General features: G+C 73.7%; 17 protein-coding genes. 8 read left to right on the top strand and 9 right to left on the bottom strand.

Translation table 11 applies throughout. The annotated features are described in order from the left end of the window. Nucleotides 1-246 precede the first annotated feature (246 nt). The gene (locus ACL02U_RS30180) at nt 247-1,095 is read left to right on the top strand and encodes an alpha/beta fold hydrolase (RefSeq protein ID WP_412794169.1); all 849 of its coding nucleotides are present in this window, start codon (nt 247-249) and stop codon (nt 1,093-1,095) included. Between the two features lie 199 nt (nt 1,096-1,294). Here ACL02U_RS30180 and ACL02U_RS30175 read toward each other — a convergent pair whose 3' ends face one another. Beyond that, nucleotides 1,295-2,338 (bottom strand): NAD(P)-dependent alcohol dehydrogenase, encoded by a 1,044-nt coding sequence (locus ACL02U_RS30175; RefSeq protein WP_412794168.1) that lies wholly within the window; start codon nt 2,336-2,338, stop codon nt 1,295-1,297. A 174-nt stretch (nt 2,339-2,512) separates the two neighbouring features. On the opposite strand from ACL02U_RS30175, the gene ACL02U_RS30170 reads away from it, so the two are divergent. From ACL02U_RS30170 to ACL02U_RS30160, 3 genes are all read left to right on the top strand, one after another. Next, nucleotides 2,513-3,496, top strand: a complete 984-nt coding sequence (locus tag ACL02U_RS30170; RefSeq protein WP_412794167.1) for a helix-turn-helix domain-containing protein — start codon at nt 2,513-2,515, stop codon at nt 3,494-3,496. A 157-nt stretch (nt 3,497-3,653) separates the two neighbouring features. Beyond that, the gene (locus ACL02U_RS30165; RefSeq protein WP_412794166.1) at nt 3,654-5,093 is read left to right on the top strand and encodes an ABC transporter permease; all 1,440 of its coding nucleotides are present in this window, start codon (nt 3,654-3,656) and stop codon (nt 5,091-5,093) included. 217 nt (nt 5,094-5,310) lie between these two features. After that, nucleotides 5,311-6,021, top strand: coding sequence for an ABC transporter ATP-binding protein (locus tag ACL02U_RS30160; RefSeq protein WP_412794165.1), 711 nt, complete (start codon nt 5,311-5,313; stop codon nt 6,019-6,021). Between the two features lie 245 nt (nt 6,022-6,266). Here ACL02U_RS30160 and ACL02U_RS30155 read toward each other — a convergent pair whose 3' ends face one another. After that, entirely contained in the window at nt 6,267-7,232 is a 966-nt protein-coding gene (locus tag ACL02U_RS30155; protein WP_412794164.1) for a helix-turn-helix transcriptional regulator, read from the bottom strand. 268 nt (nt 7,233-7,500) lie between these two features. Here ACL02U_RS30155 and ACL02U_RS30150 point away from each other — a divergent pair, with 268 nt between their 5' ends. After that, nucleotides 7,501-7,845, top strand: a complete 345-nt coding sequence (locus tag ACL02U_RS30150) for an ANTAR domain-containing protein (RefSeq protein WP_412794163.1) — start codon at nt 7,501-7,503, stop codon at nt 7,843-7,845. Between the two features lie 76 nt (nt 7,846-7,921). Here the strand turns inward: ACL02U_RS30150 and ACL02U_RS30145 are convergent, their stop codons facing one another. Both ACL02U_RS30145 and ACL02U_RS30140 read right to left on the bottom strand, forming a co-directional pair. Then, nucleotides 7,922-9,178 (bottom strand): L,D-transpeptidase, encoded by a 1,257-nt coding sequence (locus ACL02U_RS30145; protein ID WP_412794162.1) that lies wholly within the window; start codon nt 9,176-9,178, stop codon nt 7,922-7,924. A gap of 239 nt (nt 9,179-9,417) precedes the next feature. Beyond that, complete coding sequence (locus tag ACL02U_RS30140) at nt 9,418-9,825, bottom strand: hypothetical protein (RefSeq protein ID WP_412794161.1); 408 nt, start codon at nt 9,823-9,825, stop codon at nt 9,418-9,420. A 110-nt stretch (nt 9,826-9,935) separates the two neighbouring features. Here ACL02U_RS30140 and ACL02U_RS30135 point away from each other — a divergent pair, with 110 nt between their 5' ends. Further along, entirely contained in the window at nt 9,936-10,277 is a 342-nt protein-coding gene (locus tag ACL02U_RS30135) for an LAETG motif-containing sortase-dependent surface protein (protein WP_412794160.1), read from the top strand. Between the two features lie 123 nt (nt 10,278-10,400). Next, on the top strand, nt 10,401-11,216 hold the full coding sequence (locus ACL02U_RS30130) for a hypothetical protein (protein WP_412794159.1): 816 nt from the start codon (nt 10,401-10,403) through the stop codon (nt 11,214-11,216). A 351-nt stretch (nt 11,217-11,567) separates the two neighbouring features. Here ACL02U_RS30130 and hutH read toward each other — a convergent pair whose 3' ends face one another. From hutH to ACL02U_RS30115, 3 genes are all read right to left on the bottom strand, one after another. Beyond that, complete coding sequence (gene hutH, locus ACL02U_RS30125; protein WP_412794179.1) at nt 11,568-13,106, bottom strand: histidine ammonia-lyase; 1,539 nt, start codon at nt 13,104-13,106, stop codon at nt 11,568-11,570. Nucleotides 13,107-13,627: 521 nt separating this feature from the next. Further along, nucleotides 13,628-14,770, bottom strand: coding sequence for a diguanylate cyclase domain-containing protein (locus tag ACL02U_RS30120; protein ID WP_412794158.1), 1,143 nt, complete (start codon nt 14,768-14,770; stop codon nt 13,628-13,630). 422 nt (nt 14,771-15,192) lie between these two features. After that, a complete protein-coding gene (locus ACL02U_RS30115; RefSeq protein WP_412794157.1) occupies nt 15,193-15,993 on the bottom strand; it encodes an enoyl-CoA hydratase/isomerase family protein in 801 nt (266 codons plus the stop codon). A gap of 487 nt (nt 15,994-16,480) precedes the next feature. Here ACL02U_RS30115 and ACL02U_RS30110 point away from each other — a divergent pair, with 487 nt between their 5' ends. Continuing rightward, the gene (locus tag ACL02U_RS30110; protein WP_412794156.1) at nt 16,481-17,092 is read left to right on the top strand and encodes a hypothetical protein; all 612 of its coding nucleotides are present in this window, start codon (nt 16,481-16,483) and stop codon (nt 17,090-17,092) included. A gap of 375 nt (nt 17,093-17,467) precedes the next feature. Here the strand turns inward: ACL02U_RS30110 and ACL02U_RS30105 are convergent, their stop codons facing one another. Both ACL02U_RS30105 and ACL02U_RS30100 read right to left on the bottom strand, forming a co-directional pair. Continuing rightward, complete coding sequence (locus tag ACL02U_RS30105) at nt 17,468-18,619, bottom strand: adenylate/guanylate cyclase domain-containing protein (protein WP_412794155.1); 1,152 nt, start codon at nt 18,617-18,619, stop codon at nt 17,468-17,470. Between the two features lie 351 nt (nt 18,620-18,970). Then, nucleotides 18,971-19,831: a biotin--[acetyl-CoA-carboxylase] ligase gene (locus tag ACL02U_RS30100; RefSeq protein WP_412794154.1), complete on the bottom strand. Its 861-nt coding sequence runs from the start codon at nt 19,829-19,831 to the stop codon at nt 18,971-18,973. Between the last annotated feature and the right edge of the window lie 164 nt (nt 19,832-19,995).

The raw sequence follows: 19,995 nt of genomic DNA, 5'->3' as shown, positions 1-19,995 counted from the left end.
GGGGGCAGCGGATGGGGCAGCGGAAGGGGCAGCGGAAGGGGGAACAGGGGCGCGGGTGGAAGGCGGGAAGGGGGACGGGCTCGCGTGTCAGCCCGGGTCGAGCCGGTCGGCATGAGACCTTCTTGGTTGGCAGTGGTCGGTTCGGGCGGATTGCCCGAGGGTGCGTCGACGTCGTGCGGTGGGACGGGGCCGTGGTGCTCCCCGCCGGGGCGCCATGGTGGCCGGCGGTGTACCGGAGGAGGCGGGATGGGCGGCGTGCGCAGTGGGTTCGCCACGACGGACGACGGCGTGCGGCTGCACTATCTCGAGGCCGGAAGCGGCCCGGACATGCTTCTCGTCCCCGGCTGGTCGCAGACCGCGGCGCAGTGGCGCCACCAGATCGCCGACTTCGCCCGTACGCATCACGTGGTGGCCGTGGACCACCGCGGCCACGGTGACTCGGACCGGCCGGACCACGGGTACCGGATCGCCCGGCTCTCGACGGACCTCCACCAGCTCGTCCACTCCCTGGACCTCACCGATGTCGTCTGGGTCGCCCATTCCATGGGCTGCGCGCTGGCGTGGTCCTACTGGGACCTGTTCGGCGGGGACCGGCTGGCACGTCTGGTGCTGTTCGACGAGCCGGCCGTCCTGATCCGGCAGCCGTACTGGCCCGACGGCCTGGCCGAGGAGGTCGGCGCGCTGTACGGCCTGGCGCAGATCGCCGACGTCGTCCGGGGGCTTCGCGACCCGCGGTCCGACGCCGAGGCCCTCAGCGCGCGGTTCCTGGATGACATGTGGACGGAGTCGGCCGACGAGGGGGACCGGCAGTGGGTGCTGGGCCGGAACCTGCTCCTGCCCCGGGAGTACGCCGGCAGACTGCTGCTGGACAACGTCATGCACGACTGGCGTGACGTCCTCCCCCGGATCACCGTGCCGACCCTGGTCCTGGGAGGGGCGGAGAGCGTGATCCCGGTCGCCGCCGCACGCTCGGTCGCCTCGGCGATTCCGGGGGCCGTGGTGCGGATTCTCCCCGAGCGGGGCAGTCACTTCGCCTTCTGGGAGAACCCGGCCGCCTTCAACGGGGAGATCAGGGCCTTCCTCGACAGTCGGTGACACGACCGCCACCGCAGGTGCATTCCGTTGCCGAACGGAGCAAGTCAAACGAAGTAAGGCAAAGAAGTAGGGCAAACGGAGTAAGGCAGAGGAGATGCGGCGAAGGGGATGCCGGCCGCCCGTCGCGGTCCTCGCCGGGAGCGGCGAGGACCCCCGGGGAGATCGCCTCTCCGGGGGTCCTCCGCGGCGCGGGGGTGGGTCAGATCGTCGCCGTGTCGATGACGAAGCGGTAGCGGACGTCGCTGGCGACCACCCGGTCGTAGGCCTCGTTGATCTCGTCGGCGCGGATCAGCTCGATCTCCGCACCGAGTCCGTGCTCGGCGCAGAAGTCCAGCATCTCCTGGGTCTCGGCGATGCCGCCGATCATGGAGCCGGCGAGGGTCTTCCCGCCGCCGATCACCGAGAACAGGTTGAGCGCGATGGGCTCCTCCGGGGCGCCCACGTTCACCAGTGCGCCGCGCGTCCTCAGCAGGGACAGGTAGGCACCCAGGTCCAGCGGGGCGGAGACGGTGGAGACGATCAGGTCGAAGGTGCCGGCCAGGTCCGTGAAGGTCGCGGGGTCGCTGGTGGCGCGGTAGTGGTCGGCGCCCAGCCGCAGGCCGTCGTCCTGCTTGCGCAGCGACTGGGAGAGCACGGTGACCTCGGCGCCCAGGGCGTGGGCGATCTTGACGCCCATGTGGCCGAGGCCGCCCATGCCGACGATCGCGACCTTCTTGCCGGGGCCTGCGCCCCAGTGCTTGAGCGGGGAGTACAGGGTGATGCCGGCGCACAGCAGCGGGGCGGCGACGTCGAGGGAGAGGCCGTCCGGGATCCGCAGGACGTACTCCTCGTCGACGACGATCTTCTGGGAGTAACCGCCGTAGGTGGGCTCGCCGTCCCTGCCCACGGCGTTGTACGTGCCGACCATCCCGCCGCCGGTGCAGTACTGCTCCAGGCCCGCCCGGCAGTTGTCGCACTCGCGGCACGAGTCGACCATGCAGCCGACGCCGACGCGGTCGCCGACGGCGAACTTCGTCACTCCGGGCCCGACCTCGCTGACCACGCCCGCGATCTCGTGGCCGGGCACCATCGGGAAGAGGGCCTCGCCCCAGCCCTCGCGGGCCTGGTGGATGTCGGAGTGGCAGATGCCGGCGTACTTGATGTCGATCAGGACGTCGGAGTCACCGACCGCGCGGCGCTGGATGGTGGTGCGCTCCAGCGGGGCCTTGGGCGCGGGGGCGGCGTACGCAGCAACAGAGGTCATGCCGGGGTTCTCCTAGCGACGGAACGTCCGGCCCGGCCTGTCGTTCGGCCGGGCGCACCGTCCAGGGTGCCCCGGGTGCGCGCGTCCACCCAGACCACGGCTCGGCGTACGCACGCCGTGCCTACCACTGGCGGGATCAGGCTCCTGGGCATACGACCAGGAATACTGGGCGGCATGGACGAACATCCGCAAGCCCCTCAGGAGGCCGCCGGCGCCCTGGACCGGCGGGCGGAGCTCAGCGAGTTCCTGCGTACCCGGCGCGCCCGGCTGAAGCCGGCGGACGTGGGGCTGCCGGACTTCGGCCGGCACCGCAGGGTGCCGGGGCTGCGACGCGAGGAGCTGGCGCAACTGGCCGGGGTGTCCGTGGCTTACTACACCCGCCTGGAGCAGGGCAACGGGCGGAACGTGTCGGCGGAGGTGCTGGACTCGATCGCCCGCGCGCTGCGGCTGACCGACGCCGAGCACGCGCACCTGACCCATCTGGCGAAGCCGAAGCGGCACAAGAAGAGGCCGGGGGCGCGGCAGCAGCAGGTGCGCGCCTCGCTGCGGCAGCTGCTGGACACCATGGACGGCGTGCCCGCGTACGTCGTGGGACGGCGTACGGAGATCCTGGCCTGGAACCGGATGGCGGCCGCGGTCTTCGGCGACTGGGCCCAGCTGCCGGTGGCGGAGCGGAACTGGGCGCGGCTGGTGTTCCTGCGCCCCGAGTACCGGGACCTGTTCGTGGAGTGGGAGCAGAAGGCCATCGACATCGTGTGCGCCCTGCGCATGGACGCCGGCTGCCATCCGGACGACACCCGGTTGTCCGCTCTCGTGGGCGAGTTGTCGGTGAAGAGCGAGGAGTTCCGGCGGCTGTGGGCCACACACGACGTGAAGGACAAGAGCCACGGCGTCAAGCGGTTGCAGCACCCGCTGGTGGGCGAGCTGGCGCTGCACTTCGAGTCGTTCCGGCTGGTGGACGACGGTGAGCAGTCGCTGATCACCTATCACGCCGAGCCGGATTCGCCGTCCGCGCCGGCGTTGCGCCTGCTGGCGAGCTGGGGCGCGGACGCGACCGCGGCGGGCACCGGATCGGAGCCGGAGGCACCGGTGCGGGCGCGGACACGGTCGGACGCGGGCAGCGACCCGGACGGTGGCTCCGGGCGGCCCCGGCGCTGAACGGGCCGGGGGCCGAGGACCGCTCGGGCTCCCGGGGGGAGAGAGCCGCCCGCCGCGGGGCGGCGCTGCGGCACCGGGCACGGCTCGGCACGGCTTCTCATCCTTCTCTTATGTCAGCCTTAACCCTTCATCACGGGCCGTCCCTACGTTGCCACGCATGTTCTTCACCTACCTGAGGCGCGAGCTGCGCCGCCGCAGAAAGGCGGCCTTCGTCGTCGCCTCCGGTCTCGCACTGGGCATCGCGCTGGTCATCGTGGTCGACTCCGTGTCCTCGGGCATGGGCAAGGCGCAGGACGAGGTGCTCCAGTCGCTGTACGGCCTGGGCACGGACATGACGGTCACCAAGGCCGCCGCGCCGACGGCGAACGCGTCCCAGCGGCCCAGGTTCAAGTTCGACGCGAAGGACGACGGCGACGGCGGGGAGCAGAGCACCGACCGGGTCATGGTGCGCGGCTTCCAGACCCTGTCCTCCGCGACCGTCGCCGAGGTGGGTCGGCAGAGCGGCGTGGCGGACGCCGTCGGCGGGCTCAGTCTGCAGGTCGTGAAGGTGAGCGGTCAGTTCACCCGGGGCAGGTTCGAACAGCAGGGCGGCAGCGGCGGGGGCCGGCGTGGCGGCGGCCAGCCCCAGGGCGAAGTCAAGGGCGGCGGGGCCGACTTCGACGTGAACAACTACTCCGTCTACGGCACCGACGTCGCCAAGCCGGACCTCGGACCGCTCACCTCCTCCGAGATCACAAGCGGGCGCACGTTCACGGCCTCGGAGACCGACGCGAAGGTCGCGGTCGTGGACTCCGCGTACGCCAAGGAGAAGAGCCTCAAGGTGGGGTCCACCCTCACCGTCAAGGGGGTGGCCTTCTCGGTCGTCGGCGTCGCCACGGCGGACAGCGGTGACGCCGCGGCCAACGTCTACGTGCCGCTGAAGCAGGCGCAGACGCTGAGCGACTCGGCCGACAAGGTCACCACGATCTACGTGAAGGCCACCGACTCCCAGAAGATCGACAGCGTGAAGTCGGCCATCCAGAAGAACGTCTCCGGCACGACCGTGACGACCTCCGCCGACCTCGCGGACACCGTGTCCGGCTCGCTGTCCACCGCCTCCTCCCTCGCCACGACCGTCGGCAAGTGGCTGTCCCTGGTGGTGCTGGTGGCCGCGTTCCTGGTCGCGGGGCTGCTGACCTCCGCCGCGGTGTCCCGACGGGTGCGGGAGTTCGGCACGCTGAAGGCGCTGGGGTGGAAGTCCGGGCGGGTGACCCGGCAGGTCGTCGGCGAAGCGGTCGTCAACGGGCTGCTCGGCGGCATCCTCGGTATCGCGCTCGGCCTGGTCGGCGCCTACGCGGTGACCGCGGTCAGCCCTACCCTGCAGGCCCAGTTGGGCGGCGGCTCGGGCGGGGGCGGCTTCGGCGGCGGGTTCGGCGGTCCGGGCCGGCGGGCAGCCGCGGCCAAGACGCTGGACGTGGCGCTGACCGCGCCCGTCCACCTGTCGACGGTCGCCCTGGCCGTGGCCCTCGCGGTGGCCGGCGGTCTCGTCGCGGGCGGGTTCGGCGGCTGGCGGGCGTCCCGGCTCCGTCCGGCGGACGCGCTGCGCCGAGTCGAGTGAACCGGGGCCCGGGACAGCCCCTCGACGCTGCGGGCGGTCCGGGCCCCCGGCCCCTTGCGACGGGCGGTCCGGGCCCCCGGCTCCGTACGGCGGGCGGTCCGCGTCCGCGGCTCCGTGCGGCGGGTCGCGCCGGCCGGCCGGCGGCCGGCGGCGGTTCCCCGGCGGCCCTTCATCCCCTCTCCTCTCCCCCGACAGTCACCCAGGAGTTGTCGCTCCCATGTACGAACTCAGCGCCGTCACCAAGCGGTACACCAGAGGCAAGGACACCGTGCACGCCCTCGACGGCGTGGACCTGACCATCCCCGACGGCGACCGTCTCGTCATCCAGGGGCCCACCGGCGGCGGCAAGTCCACGCTGCTGCAGATGCTCGGCGGACTCGACCGGCCCGCCTCCGGCGAGATCGTGCTCGACGGCACCGACCTGGCCGGGCTCTCGGAGGCGAAGCTGACCCGGGTACGCAGCGAGACGATCGGCTTCGTCTTCCAGTCCTTCAACCTCATCCCGACGCTCACCGCCCAGGAGAACGTGGAGACGGCGCTGGTCCCCCTCGGCGTCAAGGCGAGGCAGCGGCGGGAGCGGGCGGCCGAAGCGCTGACGTCGGTCGGTCTGGGCGAGCGGCTCGGGCATCTGCCCGGTGAGATGTCCGGCGGCCAGCAGCAGCGGGTCGCGATCGCCCGCGCACTGGTCAAGCAGCCGAAGGTGCTGCTCGCCGACGAGCCCACCGGAAACCTGGACGAGGGCATGCGCGACGAGGTCATGGACGTACTGGAGCGCATGTGGAAGGAGTTGGGGCTGACGTTCGTCATGGTCACCCACGACTCCGCCATCGCCAGGAAGGCGCCGCGCCTGGCCACCATCCGCAAGGGACGGATCAGCGTCCGGGAGAACACGGCGAAGTCGGGCGACGCCGCGCGCGCCGGGTCCTGAGCGGGCTCTGCCGCCCGGTACGGGACCGGGCGGCACAGGAGCGGGAGAGCGGCGGGCTGCTGTTCCGAACCCGCGTGTCCTGCCCTCGCCCTGCCCCTGTTCCCCGCGGTACGGCCGAGGATGCCTGCGCGTTCGCCGGAGCATCGCGTACGTGCCGGGACCGGTCGGCGCGCACCCTCCGCCCGGGCGCCGCGCCCCGCGGCACGACCGCGTCGCCGGTCACGCGACCGGGCACCTCGCGTCCGTCAGGCGGCTTCGTCGAGCGTCTGCCGGGGCGGCCGCCCGTAGGCGCCCCGGTACAGGGCCGCGAAACGGCCGGGGTGGTAGAACCCCCAGCGCGCGGCGATCCCGGTCACGGTGGCGCCCGTCGTCCGGTCGGCGGCGGCCAGTTCGCGGTGGGCGTACGCGAGGCGGACCTGCCGCAGGTACCCGAGCGGGGTGGTGTCCAGGTGCCGGCGGAAGGCGTACTGCACGGCTCGGACGGTCACGTGCGCGGCGGCCGCGATGTCCGCGACGGTGAGCGGCTGGTCGACGTGGTCGTCGATGTGGGCCGTCGCGCGCCGCAGCGTGGCCGGGTGCGCGTCGTTGCGGTCGGAGGCGGTGGGCTCGGTGAGGGCCGTGCTGGGGAAGGCCGCCAGGACTCCGGCCGCGAGGTGCTGCTCCGCCGTCGCGGCGACCAGCGGCTGAGCCGCCGTCCCGGGATCGGCCAGGACGTGGTCCCTGAGGTAGAGGATCGTGCTGCTCAGCCGGCGTGCCGCGGACTCGGAGTACGGCCGGTGGCCGGTGAGGCGCACCGGCTGCGGAGCGCGCTGCTCGGCCGTGGCGGCCACCTGTGACAGCAGCTCGGGGCGCAGCATCGTGACGTTGTAGCGGGCGGAGCAGATCCGACCGCTGTAGGGCACGTCCGGGGGTGCGAAGGAGACCATGTCGCCGGGCGCGAACGAGGTGCCCTCCCCGCCCGCGAGGGCGTGGTCCCGGATGCTGCCCTCGTGGACGCGGCAGAGGCAGATCCTGCCCAGCGGCGTGACCGAGTAGTCCATGTCGAAGTCGACGTCGAGTTCGTCGACGCTGACCGATTCGGTGGCCACGCGTCGTACCCGCACCGTCGTGGAGTCCGACGTACCGCTGCCGATGCGCATCCTGGTGTAGACGCGGTTGAAGAACTCCTCGGTCCGTTCCAGGTCGTCGCTGTCGAATTCCAGCGTGTTCACGGCGACCTCACCTCCGTGCCGACGTTGTTCCCCGGGGTTGCGATGCGGAGGCCACGTCGTCTCCGCCCATGAGTGCGCATGCCCTGACCGTCGGGTTCGGAACGGTGACTTCCGTCGCGGCTGCGTCCCGTGGACGGTCGCGGGCCGGATCCTTCGTTTCCCGTGTCGTGCCGGGCGTGCCGGGCGTGAAGAGTTGATTCGTTCGGCGCCGGGACCGGGGCGCGGCAGCCGCCGGCGCCGAGCGCGGAAAGGAGCGGAAAGAGCACGCATGCGCGAGGAGAAGGACCTGATCGAGCAGAACGACGTCCTACGGGCGGAGGTGGGCCAGCTGAAGCACGCGCTCGCCTCGCACGCCGTGGTCGACCAGGCGATCGGGGTGGTCATCACGCTGGGCGGGCTGCGTCCGGAGGAGGGCTGGGAGGTGCTGAAGACCGTCTCCCAGCGCACCAACGTCAAGCTCCGGCTGGTCGCCGGGCAGGTCGTGGCGTGGGCCCGGGGCGGGCGGCTGCCCGAGGAGGTCTCGGAGGTGCTGCACGAGAGGCTGCTGCTGCGGTCCGCCGTACCCGGACCGGCCGTCGCGGACGGGCGGCCGCCCGTGGCCGGCACCCGCTGACCACCGGCAGGCCTGGCCGAAACGCCGAGGCGGCCGCCCCTTCGGGCGGCCGCCTCGGTGCGTTCGGTGGATGCGGTCAGACCGCCGAACCCGCCTTCCACTGGTCCCAGCTCATGTTCCAGCCGTTGTAGCCGTTGTCCGGGGCCACGGTCTTGTCACCGGTGTTGGAGATCACCACCACGTCGCCGACGATCGAGTGCTGGTAGAACCAGGCGGCCGGGGTGTTCGGGTCGTCGGCGCCCTGCTTGTCCTGCAGGCCCACGCAGCCGTGGCTGGTGTTGACGCTGCCGAAGACGGACGGGGCGCCCCAGTAGTTGCCGTGGATGAAGGTGCCGGACCGGGTCAGGCGCATGGCGTGCGGCACGTCCTTGATGTCGTACTCGCCCTTGCCGTCGTCGTCGGTGAAGCCGACCGTCGCGCCGTTCATGCGGGTCTCCTTGAACTTCTCGGAGATCACCATCTGGCCCTGGTACGTCTTGTGGTCGGGCGCACCGGCGGAGACCGGGATGGTCTTGATGACCTTGCCGTTCTGCGTGACCTTCATCTGCTTGGTCTTCGCGTCGACGTAGGAGACCTGGTTGCGGCCTATGTGGAAGGTGACCGTCTTCTGCTGGATGCCGTAGACGCCGGAGGCGCCCTCGACGCCGTCCAGGTCCAGCTTCAGCGTGACGGTGGAACCGGCCTTCCAGTAGTCCTGCGGACGGCAGTCCATGCGGGTGGTGTTGAACCAGTGGCAGGCGACCTCCTGCCCGCTGCTGGAGGTGACGCTGACGCCCTTCTGGACGGCGGCCTTGTTGGTGATCGACTTGTTGAAGTTGATCGACACCGGCATGCCGACGCCGACGGTGGTGCCGTTGTCCGGGGTGAAGTAGCCGATGAAGCTGTTGGCCGGGGAGACCGTGGTGAAGGTGGCGTTCTCGTGGGCCTCGCGGCCGTCGGCGTCCTTCGCGGTGGCCGCCAGCTTGTAGGTGGTCGAGCGGGCGAGCTGGCCGGTGGGCTTCCAGCTCGTCCGGTCGGCCGACATCTCGCCGGAGACCGTCTTGCCGTCGTTCGACGTCATGGTGACGTCGGTGAGCGTGCCCTTGCTGACGGTGACGGCGGCGGAGTTGTTGATGGAGGCGTTGTCGGAACCGTCCTTGGGCGTGATCTTGATCTGGGCCTCGGAGGTCTTCTTGGCCGCCGCCTCGTCGACCTTGGCCTGCGAGGTGTCCTTGCCGCCCGAGTCGCTTCCGGAAGCGCCGTCGCCGCCGCCGGAGCAGGCCGAGAGCATCAGCACACCGCCGAGCAGGGCGGACGCGGCCACCAGGCCCTTGCGCCGCCTACTGTTCGTCATCACACGCTTCTCCATCGTTTCCGAATCCCCAAAACCCCGAGTCCCCGTTAATGAATCTTCAACGCTACGACCGGTTCGCCCAGTTCCACAGAGTGCGGACCTGTGGGGCACGCCACGTCCCGCGGGGCGGGGGTTCCGCCCGCCCGGAACAGTGCCGGTGCCTCGGTCGGTGCGCCCCCTGAGACGAAGAAACCCCGGACGGCGGTTGCCGTCCGGGGCCGATGAATTTCCCGGGGCCCTCAGCCGGGTCCGTCCGAGCGGCCGACGCCCCGGCCCGGTTCACCGCGCCCCTCGTCCCCGTCACCCTCGTCGTCCGGGTCGCCGTCGTCCCACCCGTCATCATCCTCGTCGACGCCCCACTCCGGCGAGTCGGGGTCGTGGTCGATCTGCTCGGTCGACCACGACGCCTGCTGGAGCTCGACCCCGGGCACCTCGCTGACCAGCGTGAACGGGTCGACGAGATAGGCGAGCGCCTCTGCGGTGTCCTCCGTCACAGCACTCTCGGCATAGGAGCGCTCAATGTCCGGCATGTCGGAATCGTCACTGATGTTCTCCAGCGCGGCCCCGGTCACCGCGCTCTCGTCGGTGACCTCGACCACGAGTTCCACGCGGAGTCGCACAAAACGTGATGTGTCAGGAGTGCTCATGCCGAGAGCGTACGTCCGGGCCGCTCCCGTGGCTTTCCTGCGACCCGCATCTATCATTAGCATCCCGCCGTACGGCCAATTCGCCCGCGTCACAAGGGGATCGATATTCCGTGTCATCCGCTCGCCGCCCGCTGCTGACCGCCGCCGCCGCGGCATCTCTGCTGGGTGCCCTGTGGTTCGTCCCGTCCGCCAACGCGACGCCGGGAACCCCCGCGTCGCCGCAGCCGACGACGACCGCGAAGGCACGGGCAGGAGCGGATCCCGGCGGGAGCGGCACCACCTCCGCGGACATGTCGGCGGAGCTGGCCGCGGACGCGGTACCGGACGGCGTCCGGCTCGCCGACACGGGCAGTTTCGACACCACCCCGTACGTGGCGGGCGGCACCCTGTTCCTCGCCGTGGGCGCCGGCTTCGTCGTCTACTCGGCACGCCGGGAGCGGCTGGGCCTGTGACCGCTGCATCCGGGACCGTTATGCCCAAGACCGTTATGTCCGGGGACGGATCGCCCGTGACCGGAACGTCCCGGTTGCGGAAATGAGTTGACGCTTTCTTGACGCGCGCTTCATAGTCCGCGCATGAAGAGATCATCGGGTGCGCGGATGTACGCCGCGGTTGCCGTGACGGCCCTGTCGTTCGCTCTCGTCTCGGGTTGCTCGGACGGCGGCGGGAAGGACGCGAAGGGATCCGGGGGGTCGAGCCCGTCGCCGGGCGGCTCGTCGGCACCGGCCTCGTCCTCCGCTCCGCCCGCCGAGGCGCTCACCACGGCGGAGCTGCAGAAGCTGCTGCTGGCCGAGGGGGACGTGAAGGGCTACAAGACCGGCAACGGCAAGGACACCCTGCCCAAGGGCAAGAGCACGGTGAAGGCGGACAAGGCCGCGTGCACGCCGCTCGCCTACGCCATGGCCGCTCTCGCCCCGGGCGACACGGACGCGGTCGCGCGCAACCTGGTCACCGAGGACACGCCGGCCGCCACCAAGGACCCGGACCAGCTCAGCGACGACGACTGGGCCTCCGCCATGGACCGGGACGTGACGCTCGTGGGGCTGTCGTCCTACGGCGGCGACGGCGCGGCCAAGACCTTCAAGGCGGTCTCCGACGCAGTCGAGAACTGCTCCGGCGGTTTCGGCGTGACCGCCGACGGCGAACAGCAGAAGATCACCCGGATCGCGCCGGAGAAGGCGACCGGCGCCGGTGACGAGTCCCTGGCGTTCACCGTGGACGCCTCCGTGGACGGCAGCACCACGGCCACCGCCGCCTTCCACACCGAGGTGGTGCGCAAGGGCAGCGTCGTGGCCACGTTCTACACGATCAACTTCACCGCCATGACCTCCGGAAAGGCGTACAGCGTCCCCGCCGCGGTCGTCGAGGCGCAGGCGGCCAAGCTCCCGTAGCACCGCGGGTGCGGCGCACCCCGCCGCCGCGACGCGGGCGGACGCCCGTCCGGGGCACCGCACGGACGGGCGCCCCCGGCCGCGCAGTGCACGCCCGGGGTGCGTCCGCGTGCCACGGCCGGGAGTGGGGGTGGGGGTGGGGGTGCGCTGCGTCCAGGTACCTGCCGGGCCGGCCTCGGGCGGAGACCAGGCCCGGGGAGCGGCCGGCCCCGGGGAGCGGCCAGGCCTGGGGGCCTGCCGTAACCGGGCGACCGCCTCGGAGCGGGCGCTCCCGGGGCGGCCGGGGCGGGAACGGGCCACGCCCCGACCGGTGCGGGAGCGGTCCCGACCTCCCGGGGCGGGGACGTCCCGCTACCGCAGCGGGCCGGTCACCGTCTCCACCGCCGCGACGAGCCGCCCCTCGCGCACGAAGGCGTCCGCGGCGGCGAGGTCCGGGGCCAGGAAGCGGTCCGGTCCGGGTCCCTGGACCCCGGCCGCACGCAGCGCGTCGATGACCGCACGGGAGGCGGGGGCCGGGGCGAGGCCCTCGCGCAGTTCGATGGCGCGGGTGGCCGCGTACAGCTCGACGGCCACCACGCGGGTGAGGTTGTCGACCGCGGTACGCAGCTTGCGCGCCGCCGACCAGCCCATGGACACGTGGTCCTCCTGCATCGCGGAGGACGGGATCGAGTCCGCGGACGCCGGTACGGCCAGCCGCTTCATCTCGCTGACCAGTGCGGCCTGCGTGTACTGGGCGATCATGAGGCCGGAGTCGACACCGGCGTCGTCCGCGAGGAACGGCGGCAGACCGTGGCTGCGGTTCTTGTCCAGCAGCCGGTCGGTGCGGCGCTCCGCGATGGACGCGAGGTCCGCGGCGGCGATGGCGAGGAAGTCGAGGACGTAGGCGACCGGTGCGCCGTGGAAGTTGCCGTTGGACTCGACCCGGCCGTCGGGGAGCACGACGGGGTTGTCGACGGCCGCGGCGAGCTCCCGCTCGGCGACCAGGCCGGCGTGCGCCATGGTGTCCCGGCCGGCGCCGGCGACCTGCGGGGCGCAGCGCACGGAGTAGGCGTCCTGCACCCGGGGCGCGTCGTCCTGGTGGTGGCCGGTGAGGCCGGAGCCCTCGAGCACGGCCAGCATGTTGGCGGCGGCCGCGCCCTGACCCGGGTGCGGGCGGATGGCGTGCAGCTCGGGGGCCAGGACCTTGTCCGTGCCGAGCAGCGCCTCCAGGGAGAGGGCGGCCGTGACGTCGGCGGACTTGTAGAGGGTGTCGAGGTCGGCCAGCGCCATGACCAGCATGCCGAGCATGCCGTCGGTGCCGTTGAGCAGGGCCAGGCCCTCCTTCTCGCGCAGCTCGACCGGCTGGATCCCGTGGGCGGCGAGGAGTTCGCCGGCCGGCCGTACGGCGCCGTCGGGACCCTCCGCGTCGCCCTCGCCCATCAGGGTGAGCGCGCAGTGGGACAGCGGGGCCAGGTCCCCGGAGCAGCCGAGGGAGCCGTACTCGTGCACGACCGGGGTGATCCCGGCGTTCAGGACGTCGGCCATGGTGCGCGCGACCTCGGGGCGCACCCCGGTACGCCCCGAGCAGACCGTCTTGAGGCGCAGGAACATCAGGGCCCGTACGACCTCCCGCTCGACCCGGGGGCCCATTCCGGCGGCGTGCGAGCGGACGATGTTGCGCTGCAGCCGGGCGCGCAGATCCTGGCTGATGTGGCGGGTGGCCAGGGCGCCGAAGCCGGTGGAGACGCCGTAGACCGGGTCCGGCTTGGCCGCCAGCGCGTCCACGATCTCGCGGGCGGCGGCGAGGGCCGCCACCGCTTCCTCGGCCAGCTCGACGCGGGCGCCGCCGCGCGCCACCGCGAGAACGTCGGACGCGGTCACCCCGGACGTCCCCACCACCACAGAGTGCATATCCATATTCAGGAGCGTACGCAGTGAAGACGAAGATGTCACCAGTCGGGTCCCGGTTCGCCCCTTACCGAGACCTGCCGATCCCCGCCGGCACCTGCCGATCCTCCCCGACCGCTCGGCGCACCGAGCCACCGGACCGGTCTCCGCGGCGCACCGCCGGGCACCCCGTGGCGGGCTCGGCGGGGGCGCCGCCGGGCACCCGTGGCGGGCTCGGCGGGGGCGCCGGGGCCTCGGCCCCGGCAGGACGCCACCGCGAAGGAGCCGGCGGAGCGGGGGCGCCCGACGGGTAGCCGCCGAACGGCACCGCGCCCGCCGGGAGGCAGCAGAGCCGCAGCGACTCGCACCACGGGCGCAGCCCGGAACGGACACGCCGAGAGGCGGGCACAGCCCAGGACAGGCACGGGCCGGGACAGGCACAGGCCGGGACAGGCACAGGCCGGGACAGGCACAGGCCGGGACAGGCACGGGCCGGGACGGGTGGCGTCCGGGACGGGTGGCATACCGGGGCAGGCGGGGCGGGTTCAGCGGCGCCCGCGGAAGCGGCGGCGCTCGGGGGGCTGCGGCTCCGCCGGGGTGTCGGCGAGCCTGATCACGGGGTCGTCGGGCCCCTCCCGGCCGGCCACGACCGGCCGGTCCGCCCGTTCGGCCTTGGCCTGGTACTGAGCGGCGTCCGCCAGGCGGAACAACCGGCGCGCCGAGGGCACCGGCCCGATCGCCTCCTCGGTGGAGGCGACCCCGCAGGCCACCCCCTCCCCGAGTTCCAGCTCGGCGGCCCGGCGGCACAGCTCGTCCGCCACCTTCACCACGTCGTCGGCGCGCGGGCCGACCGCGAGCAGGCAGAACTCGTCGCCACCGAGACGGGCGGCGAGAGTGCCGGGCAGCATCGCCCCGCACAGCGACAGCACGGAGCCGAATCGTTCCAGCAACCGGTCGCCGACGGCGTGCCCGAGAGTGTCGTTGACCCGCTTGAGACCGTTGAGATCGCAGACCACGAGGCTCACGGCCGTGCCGTCCCGCCGGAAGCGCTCGACCGCCTCGTCCAGACGCACGTCGACGGCGCGCCGGTTGGCGAGACCGGTGAGCGCATCGGTGAAGGCCAGCCGCCGGGCCTCCTCCAGCCGCTCGGTCTGAGCCATCCCGGCGGCCGCCACGGCGGCCAGCACGGTCGCGAAGTCCGCGTCCCCGCGGTCGAACACGGGCGCCCCCGCGGTGCGGGCGACGTACAGCTCGCCCCAGGCGCGGCCGTGCAGCACGATCGGGGCGACGACGCAGCAGCCGCGCCCCCTGCGGCGCAGCGCGGCGACGCGCTGGTGGCAGTAGCCGGGTCGGCCGGCCGCGAGCCCCTCGGAGGTCTCCACCCAGGCGCTGGGCCCGCCGCCTCCCACCCAGCGCTCGTGGAGGAACTCGGTGATCTCGGGGAACTGGTGCACGGGGTAGGCCTCCCCCTCGGGGAACTCCTCCTCCTCCGGGGCCCGGTCCCCCACGTTGACCAGCACCCGCAACCGCCCCAGTTCCCGCTCCCACACCGACAGCGCGGCGAAGCTCCCCGTCAGCGCGCGGCAGGCGCCGAGCGCCGCCGCCCGCCACGACTCGCGCGGGGTGTGCGCCGCCGCCATGCCCTGCGCCAACGCCACGACCGACGCCAGCCGGCTGTCCTCTCCCATCACCCCAGGCTAGGGAGATTCCGCCAGAAAAGGGACATAGGCGCGGCGAACAGGTGGGCCGGGATGCCCACCCGGCGGAACAGGCCGCGGGCAGCGGCGGTTCCCGGTCGGCACGGGCGGGCGGGGCCCGTCGCGTTCGGCCCGCGGGGCGGAGGAGGGCTTCGTCGCGGGGCGGCGGCGGCCGACGGCGACGCCGCAGGCGGTCGCGCCGAGCCCCTCATCTGCCGCTGACCCGCCGAACAAGCCCCGGAGGGCCCTGGATGCGCGTGCCCCGCCCACTTCCGGGACGACGCCGGTGACAGTGCGCCCTCGGGCCCGCCGAGCCCCGGAGGCGGCACCGGTCGACTGAGGTCCGGCGGCCCGCACCGCCACCGGTTCGGGGCGGCGGGCGCCGGGAACCCGCCGACCGTCCGGCGCTGCGGCTACTCCCCGGGCCACTCCGCCTTGCGCTTCTCGTTGAACGCCGCCACGCCCTCCGCCCGGTCCCCGGAGAACGCCACCGTCCGCCAGGCGGCGTCCTCGACCTCCAGCCCCGCCCTCAGATCCAGACCGTGCCCGAGCCGCAGCGCCCGCTTGGCCGCACGCAGCCCCACCGGGGAGTTCGCGGCGATGCGTCCGGCCAGCTCCAGCGCCTCCTCGCGATCACGGCCGGCGTCCACCAGCTCGTCCACCAGGCCCAGCTCACGGGCCTCGACCGCCTCCACCCGACGCGCCGTGAAGATCAGCTCGGCCGCGCGGGCCGCCCCGACGCGCCGGGGCAGCAACTGCGTACCGCCGCCGCCGGGGAGCACGCCCACGGACACCTCGGGCAGCCCCACCACGGCCGTACGGTCGGCCACGATCAGGTCGCAGGACAGCGCGAGCTCGAAGCCGCCGCCCAGCGCGAACCCGTGCACCGCCGCGACCGTCGGCACCGGAAGCTCCAGCACCCCGGTGTACGCACCCCGGGCCACCGGCCGCTGCCGCATCAGGTCGGCGTCGCTGAAGGAGTTCCGCTCCTTCAGGTCGGCACCCACGCAGAAGGCCCGCTCGTGCGTCGAGGTCAGCACCACCACCCGGACGCCCCGGTCGGCGGAGAGGGCCGCGCACGCCTCCGCGATCGAGCGGGCCATGCCGGTCGACACCGCGTTCATCGCCCGGGGCCGGTCGAGGGCGAGCTCCGCCACATGCCCGTCGCCGGGCCGCCGCACCCGCACGAACTCTCCGAACAGCTCCTCGCTCATGACACCCTCCGGTTAACGCCGGTTAACAATCGTGGTCGCCCCGATCATCGCAGCCGGCGCCCGCCGAAGAAAGAGCCGCCCTCCCGCTTACCCGTTCGAGTGACATCCGGGCGACTTCGGCCCCGATACGGCCCTGGAGGCATAACGTGCGCGGCACGGCCGTACGGCGGACGGGAGCGCATCGGGCGGGGAGGTCGCGGTGGCGGACAGGACAGCGGACGGGGGCAGCGCCGCACAGGCGCGCCCGGCAGCGGGCATCCCGGCGAGCGGGAGCAGGGCCGCACCGGCCAGCGACCCCGCGACCGGCAGGGACCACGCCGGCAGGGACCACACCGTCGCGGATCGCACGGGGACGGATCACGCGGGGACGGACGGGACGACCGGCGGCGGCGGGGACGGCGGAGGAAGCGGCGGCCAGGCGGCCGGGGACGGCGGGGAGCCTGACGTCGGCGCACCCATATCTGCGCATGCCCACCGCAGCGACCGGGTGCACGACCGGCACGACCGCCGCGACCGGGACGACCGCCGCGACCGGGGGCGCGGCCGGCACCGGCGGCGCCGGCCGCGCAGACTGCTGCTCGTCGCCACGGGCCTCGTCCTGGCCGCCGGCGTGCTGAGCCTCGTACAGCTGGCCCCCGAGTCCGGTGTCGGCGGTCTCGGCACCGCGCAGGCCGAGCCCCACTACCGGCACGGTCACCGCGGCGACGGCCGACCCCGGCAGTCGGCAGCGGCACCCTCGGCCGGGCCTGCGACGACCACCGCGCCCGGTGCCACGGGCGCCGCGCCCGCCGAACACCCCCGCCCCGCCGCAGCCACCTCCGCGCCACCTCGCCGCACCGCCCCGGCCGGTTCCGGCGAAGGCGCCGGCGCCGGCGCCGGCGGCCCGCACCCCACCTCCACGGCCGCGCCGACCGAGTCGGGAACCAGCCAGGCCTCACCGCCGCCCGGGCCCGGCACCGCATCGCCGACGCCGGTCTCCCCACCCCCCACGGGGTCCTCCGGCCCCGGGCCGGACCAGCCGGACGATCCGGCGCCGGGCGGGGACGGGCTGTGCCTGCCGTTCGTGGACCTGTGCCTGGACCTCTTGGGCGCCCTCTGAGCGCCCAAGGCCCGGACGTCACGTACGGGGGACGGACGGCTGCAGGCCCGTGAAGGACCTGCAGCCGCGATGGAGGTGCAGCAGCCGCGAATCGGGTGCAGCCGCGATGGACCCGCACCTGCGCTTGGACCGCGCCCGAGAAGGCCGGCCGGCCCCGCCCCACACCCGCGACCCGAGCGGGCAACCGGCGCGCCGGCAGCCGTACGCGCCCAGGGGCTCCGGCGCTGCCGGCCGCCGGACCCGCGCCCCTGCCCGCTGCCCTGCCGCGCTGCCGCGTCCGGCCCGGGCGGGCCCGTCGTCGAGGCGTCCGCACGTCGGACGCCGCCGCAGGCTCGGCTCGGGCGCCCGGCGCCGGGTCCGGGTCGCCGGCCCGCCCTACGCCCCGACGTCGCCGTCGGTGCCGGCGTCGCCGCCCTCCCGGCGGCTCAGCAGCCACGGCTCGACCACGCCGAGACCGCGCACCGGGCGCTGCCACATGGGGCGGAGCGCGAAACGGTACGTCGGCGGCTCCTCGCCCTCCTTCTCCGCAGCGGCGGCGGCCTCGGCGGCCTCCGCCTCCGAGGCCGGGGCCTCACCGGAGCGGATCAGCTCCTCGGCGAAGGCGGAGTCGACCAGCACGGCGTCGCGCGGCGCTATCGAGGTGAGCCGGGAGGCGAGGTTGACGGTCGTGCCGAAGACATCGCCCATCCGGGTCGTCACGGTGCCGAACGCCATACCGACGCGGAGCTCCGGCATCGTCTCGTCGTTGGCCATGGTCTCGATCAGGCGCAGGGCGATCTCGGCGGCCGTACCCGCGTCGTCGGCGGCGTACAGCACCTCGTCGCCGAGGGTCTTGATGAGCCGTCCGCCGCGGGCGGCGACCAGGTCGGCGGAGGTGGTCTCGAAGGCCTCGACGAGTTCGCCGAGCTCCTCCTCCTCCATCCGGCGGGTCAGCCGCGTGAAGCCGACCAGGTCGGCGAAGGCGACGGCCAGCCGCCGGTCGACCATCTCCTCGTCGTCGGCGGCCTGCACGACCCTGCCGGTCGCGGCGGCGAGCTGGCGGCGCCACACGTAGACGAGGAACTCCTCCAGCTCCGGCAGCAGCAGCTCGACCAGCGGGTACGTCACCTCGGTGCGGGTCATGCCCGGTTCCGGGGGCTCGGTCAGGCCCTCCAGGAAACTGTCGATCTGCCAGTCCGCCAGCCGCGCGGTGGTCTGCCCCGTGGACCGGGCCACCTGCACCGCCATGGCCTCGCTGAGCAGGCCGGCCTCGACGAGGCCGGCCAGCCGCCGCAGCGCCAGGACGTCCGCCTCGGTCAGCGCCTTGGCCTGGCCTATGTCCGCGAAGCCCATGGCCCGCCAGAAACGCGAGGCCAGCTCCATGGAGACACCGGCGCTGCGGGCCGCCTGGAAGGGGGTGTAGCGCCGCTCGGCGCCGAGGATGAGGTGTTCGAGGCGCAGAGCGAGCGGATCCTCGCCGGGGTCGGCGGCATAAGGGTCCACTCGGCCGTCCGCGCCCGCGTCGGAGCCCGTGTCGTCGACGGTCACGCCTGCTGCCCTTCCGATCTTCCGCGGTCAGGATCGACCGGCCTCAACTGTACGGCAGGTGTGCGCCAGCTCACTCGCGCGCGGAGGCACGACCGCGGCACTCCCGATGCCGGAGCAGCGCGGGGAGGCGCGCTCGCGCGCCGGGGCGCCGGCGCGTGCGCCCGGCCGCCCCGGGGGCGCGCGGTCGGCGCGCCGAGGCGGCCGGGCACCGCCGGGCCTCGCGCCCCCGCTCCGGGACGCACCCGCGGGTGACGCGCCGGGCACCCGGCGCGTGCCCGCGCCGAGGGCCCCGGCGCGGGCCGCCGGAATCGTCCGGGGCGCGGGTCGCGGCCGTGCGCGCGGCGCACGCCGTCACGCGGCCCTGAGGTGCACGATGTCGCCCGCTCCGACCGGTTCCTGCACGCCTTCCCCGGTGGCGATCACCAGCCTGCCGTCGGCGTCCACCGCCACCGCCTCCCCGACGAGGGACCGGTCCCCCGGCAGCTCGGCCCGCACCGCCCGGCCCAGCGTGGCGCAGCCCGCCGCGTACGCCTCCTGAAGGCGGGCGGCCGCCGGATCGCCGCCGGCCGCGCGCCACCGGCCGTACCAGTCCTCCAGCGACCGCAGCACCGCCCGGAGCAGCGGATCGCGGTCGGTGGACACCGCTCCGGCCAGGGCCAGGGAGCCCGCCTGCGGCACCGGCAACTCCGCCGCACGGAGGGTGACGTTGATGCCGACGCCGACCACCACGCCGTCGTTCCCGGCGCGCTCGGCGAGGATCCCGCCGGCCTTGCGCTCCTCGCCGGCGATGGTGACCAGGAGGTCGTTGGGCCACTTCAGGGCCGTGTCCACGCCGGCCGCGCGGGCCAGTCCGGAGGCCACGGCGACCCCGGTCAGCAGCGGCAGCCAGCCCCAGCGGGCAACCGGCACCCCGGACGGTTTCAGCAGGACGGAGAAGAACAGTCCGGAGCGGGCCGGGGCGTTCCAGTGCCGGTCCAGGCGTCCGCGGCCCGAGGTCTGCTCCTCGGCGATCAGCACGGTGCCCTCCGCGGCGGTGCCTGCGGCGGCCCGTTCGACCAGGTCGGAGTTGGTGGAGCCGGTGCTCTGCACCACGTCCAGGTCCGACCACAGGCCCGCCTCGCGCACCAGCCCGCGCCGCAGCGCCGCGGCGTTGAGGGGCGGGCGGTCCAGGTCGGACCAGCGGCTGTCGTCTGCTGCATCTCGCGGGGTCATACGACCCACACTAGGTGGGGGTCGTGCAAGCCACATCGGGTGTGGTAAACGCCGCACTGCCGATCACAGGGGCCCCTACTACTCTACGGATGAGTAACCGTCCCCCCTTTTGAGCAGGCAGGGAGCCGCATCCCGATGTCCGAGCCGGAAGAGCGTCACGAGAT

The organism is Streptomyces sp. MS06 (genome assembly GCF_047200655.1).
Lineage (GTDB): Bacteria > Actinomycetota > Actinomycetes > Streptomycetales > Streptomycetaceae > Streptomyces.
This window is presented reverse-complemented; position numbering and strand designations above follow the sequence as displayed.